The sequence below is a fragment of the Caballeronia sp. genome (genome assembly GCF_049581465.1).
Lineage (GTDB): Bacteria > Pseudomonadota > Gammaproteobacteria > Burkholderiales > Burkholderiaceae > Caballeronia.
The window spans coordinates 1-4,834 of record NZ_JBAUSA010000990.1; the positions used below are offsets into that span (position 1 = coordinate 1).

At 61.4% G+C, this 4,834-nt stretch carries 3 protein-coding genes; all 3 read left to right on the forward strand.

Features of this window, described 5'->3' with window-relative positions; all coding sequences use genetic code 11:
* Window positions 1-2,042 (forward strand): penicillin-binding protein 1C (gene pbpC / locus WCA53_RS24290; RefSeq protein ID WP_423916450.1); only part of this gene is annotated, 2,042 nt, incomplete at its 5' end.
* A gap of 342 nt (window positions 2,043-2,384) precedes the next feature.
* On the forward strand, window positions 2,385-3,437 hold the full coding sequence (locus WCA53_RS24295; protein WP_423916452.1) for a glycosyltransferase family 2 protein: 1,053 nt from the start codon (window positions 2,385-2,387) through the stop codon (window positions 3,435-3,437).
* A 1,069-nt stretch (window positions 3,438-4,506) separates the two neighbouring features.
* A partial coding sequence (locus WCA53_RS24300) for a ComEA family DNA-binding protein (protein ID WP_423916454.1) occupies window positions 4,507-4,834 on the forward strand: 328 nt, incomplete at its 3' end.

Sequence of the window (4,834 nt, forward strand, 5' to 3'; positions counted from 1 at the left end):
ACACCACGCAGCGACGCGGCGACTGGGTCGCGCTACCAGACGTATCCCCGGCGTTGCGCGAAGCGATCGTGGTATCGGAAGACCGACGGTTCTTCGAACATGCCGGCGTCGACTGGCGCGGCGCGGCGGCGGCTGCGTGGGGCAATCTATGGAACACGCGCACGCGCGGGGCCTCGACGCTCACCATGCAGCTCACGGGCTTGATCGACGATGACCACCGCCCCGGCCGTCGTTCGCTCGGGGAAAAGGCGCAGCAAACCGTCGACGCGCTGTGGCTCGATCACGCCTGGCGCAAGGACCAGATCCTTGAGGCGTATCTCAATCTCGTGCCGTTTCGCGGCGAGATCGTGGGGTTATCGGCGTTATCGCAAACGTTGTTTGGCAAGTCGCCTTCCGGGCTGAACAACCGCGAAGCAGCGCTCACCGCCGCACTGGTGCGCGCGCCGAACGCAAATTACGCGAAGGTATCGGCGCGGGCGTGCGGGATTTTGCGCGACATGGCGCAAGCCGCGACGAATCCCGGCGACCCCTGCGTGAACCTCGACAGCTTCGTGCAATTGACGCTCACGCGCACGGCTTCAGCCTCGCCGCGTTCCACCGATTACGACGCACTCGCGCAGCATTTTGCGCGCCGTATCGGGGCAGAAGTGCATCCTGCCGCAGGCGCACGAATTCAATCCACGCTCGATGCCAACCTGCAACGCTTCGCCCGCGATTCGCTCGCGCGAGCGCTGCTCGAACTCAACTCGCGCGGCCAGCAGCGCAATGTGCATGACGGCGCGGCGATCGTCATCGATAACCACAGCGGCGAGATTCTCGCGTGGGTCGGCTCGGCGGGCGGGTTATCGAATGCGCCCGAGGTCGATGCGGTGGTCGCGTTGCGCCAGGCCGGCTCGACGCTCAAGCCGTTCCTCTACGCCCAGGCGATCGATGAGAGACGTCTCACGCCCGCCACCTTGCTCGACGATGCCCCACTCGATCTCGCGACCGGCGGCGGCCTGTACATCCCGCAAAACTATGATCACGACTTCAAGGGGTGGGTCAGCATGCGCACGGCGCTGGGGTCGTCGCTGAACGTGCCGGCCGTGCGCACGCTCGTGATGGTCACGCCGCATCGCTTCGCCAGCACGCTTGTGTCGCTCGGCTTGCCGCTCACGCAAGCCGGCGATTACTACGGTTTCAGCCTCGCACTCGGCAGCGCCGACGTGACGCTCGCCTCGCTGACGAACGCGTACCGCACGCTCGCGAACGGCGGCATGTCCGGACCGGTATTCGATCTCTCGAACCATGCAACCGATGCGCCGAAAAAGCGCATTTTCTCGCCTCAGGCGAGTTTCATCGTGACCGACATCCTCGCCGACAACAACTCGCGCACGCGCACGTTCGGCTTCGACAGCGTCCTCGCCACGCGCTTCTTCAGCGCCGTGAAAACCGGCACCAGCAAGGACATGCGTGACAACTGGGCAATCGGCTACACCTCGCGCTACACCGTTGGCGTGTGGGTCGGCAACGCAGACGGCGCACCAATGTGGAACGTCTCCGGCGTGAGCGGCGCCGCGCCCGTGTGGGCCGCTCTTGTCAATTTTTTACATCGGCGTTCATTCAGCCATGCACCAGCCGCACCTTCGGGCGTTGTACATACGAACATCGAGTATCAGGACGCGATCGAGCCCGCGCGAAAAGACTGGTTTTTGGCGGGCACGGAAATGACAAAGATCGCACTATCGGCAAACGCGCTAGGCACTTCGGCTCGTAATGGTGCAGCCCGAATCGTCACGCCCACTGACGGCACGATCTACGCGCTCGATCCCGATATTCCCGCCGCACGCCAGCGGGTCTGGTTCGACGCGGCACAAGGTGCGCCATCCGGCAGCGTGTGGCGACTCGATGGCAAGACGGCTGGCCAGTCGGCGCGCATGGCGTGGTTGCCATGGCCCGGGCGTCATGTGCTGGAACTTGTCGACCGGAACGGCACGGTGGTAGACACCGTGAAATTCGAGGTGCGCGGTGCGTTTGCAAAGATCAGGCCGGCAGGCGGTTAGCCGTGGTTTTTCGCACTAAACTAGCAGCGCCGCCAAAGACCTGATCCGCAGTCGAACACCCTCCCCAAGCACCAGCGACACGCGCCGTTCTATATGCATGTGGCCCTTACTCAGGTGAGGCGTCCTGCGGTTGCCACAACGTTGCACCTCCAATGAACTGATTTATTTATTTGCTTGAGCGGTATGTGTGAGCCGCCGCACAGAGGCCGGGAGAATGGTTACTTATGGTTTGTACCAGTCGATCGCGCGCCTATTCCAGACAAGCGTTTCCCGACAAGCCGTTGCAGCTTCGCGGAATCAGTGGCCAACGCGGCTTCCTCAGGACTTTGATGACATGTCAACATGACTACACAAGCGTATCGAACCCGCTCTCCGCTTCTCACCATCATCATCGCCGCGTACAACGTAGAGATCTACATCGATGACGCGTTAAATTCCCTGCTGTCGCACCCGTTCATTGATGCGGTTGACATCATAGTGATCGACGACGGATCGCAGGACCGGACATACGCCGTTGCCCAGGCGGTGGTGGAAGCAGACCGTGGCGAACATGTCCTTCTGATTCATCAATCGAACGGGGGGTTGAGCGATGCCCGAAATAAGGGATGTGCACACGTCCGCACGCCTTATGTCGGATTCCTCGACGGCGACGATATGTTCCTGCCCGAATTCCTGAGCGTTGTCATACCGTTGCTCGCTGGCAATTGGGACATGATCGAGTACAACGCCACTATTATTAACGATCGAAACGAGCCGCTTCTCGATCTTGAGGTCGTCCCTCCGGTGCTCGCCGGCGGCCGCGATACGGATCGCAAGACGGTCATGCACTTCGCTACCCGATTTCACTGCTTCATGTGGGCGCGCGTTTATCGCACGACGTTATTCGATCCCAATCCGTTCCCGATCGCCCGCCACTACGAGGATGCGGCGGTGCTGCCTTCCGTGTATCTGCGAGCCCGCTCTGTCTATTACGTCACAAAGCCGCTCATCTGCTATCGACGCAGATTTGGCAGCATCACGCAGACCCACCTCCTGCAGCAGGTCCATGATCTGCACGCGACGGGCCGCGAAGCGCTCGCGAGATGCAACGGAGGCGAACACGATGAGTTCTGGCACACGGTCTACCGGAAGGTCTTCCGACGCGCATGCCATGTGTCCGCGCGAGTGGACCGGGCGGTCTTCAGGGACGCCCTCAACCTGCTCGGCCAAATGGCCATCGATTATCAGGTCGCGACCAGGGCGGCGCGCCGGGGACGCGAGGTCGGATCGCTCGGCCGCTTCATATCCGCCGTGCGTGCCGATCGCTGCGTTTTCCTGATCAAGGAATTGGGCAAGAAGGTGCTCCGGCGCGAACTCTATCGGAGTCAGCAAGAGCGCCCGGCGATGAGGCAGTAGCCCCTGTCGCTTGAAGCGCGCCCATCCGCCAGGCGCAAAAGGGGTCGTTACAGCAGCGCCGCTCGTGGCTCAAGTGAAGGAAGCGACAACGCCGGGCGGTCGGCGTTCTCACCCGCACCTATCCCGCCGATGGGTGTCAGCAACCTGATCCGTAAGCGTCCGCGCGAGACCGTCGTTGACACCGATCGCGACAGCAGTTCGCTTGTCAAGACGGCGCCGCGCAATTGTTCGAGGTCGCCGTCGCGTTCTCGCAGCACCGCTTCACGGGCGAGCACAAGGGCCTTTAAAGCCTGCGTGTCGCTTCATCGTGATGGACATCCTCGCTGACAACTACGCACGCACGCGCACGTTCGGCTTCGACAGCGTCCTCGCCACGCGCGCCTTCAGCGCTGTGAAACCGGTACCAGCAAGGACATGCGCGACAACTGGGCATCGGCTACGCGTCGCGCTACACCGTTGGCGTGTGGGTCGGCAACGCAGAGGGCGCACCAATGTGGAACGTGTCCGGCGTGAGTGACGCCGCGCCCGCGGGCCGCCATTGTCAATTTTTTACATCGACGTCTCATTTAACCGTGCACCAGCCGCACCTTCGCGCGTTGTACATACGAACATCGAGTATCAGGACGCGATCGAGCCCGCGCGAAAAGACTGGTTTTTGGCGGGCACGGAAATGACGAACATCGAGTTATCGGCGAATCGCAAAGATCAAGCCGGCAGGCGCTTAGCAGCCCGTTGCGGCAGATTGCCGCCGATCCGTCCCGATCCGCCATGCATCTGGTCGAATTCGCTGAACGCGAATGGAACGGGCGAACGATTTTGTTTCGCTACTTGTTTCGCTAAGCGAAATGTTTTTGGTGAATTTTGTAGCAATGCCAGAGGAAACGGGCGGGCGGTGAGGCATTTACGCCGGCGCGGTCGTCGCCGTGCAGAATTTGTCTTATGCTACCCGGACTTATCAATACGCTGTCCTCTACGTTGAACGCGAGGCCAGTAAGGAGTCGAATTACCTGTCTTATAGCGAGACCGACATCGATTTCTTCTATTATTTTTTAAACCTGGAGTACTTCTCATGCTGAAAAAGCTGCTGATGCTGTGTCTCGCGTTTGCTTTGACAATGGGCGTTGCATTCGCGGCCGTCGACGTCAACACCGCCGACCAAACCGCGCTCGAATCCGTCAAGGGATTGGGCCCGGTGAAGTCGAAGGCGATCATTGACGAACGCACGAAGAACGGTCCGTTCAAGGACGCCGATGATCTCGCCACGCGCGTCAAGGGCCTCGGCACGAAGTCGGTGACGAACCTTGAAGAAGCCGGATTGACCGTTGGCGGCTCCTCCGCGCCGCCGACCGGCGCGAAGCCGGCAGCCAGCAAGAGCGCCGCGGCCACGAGTGCGGCGC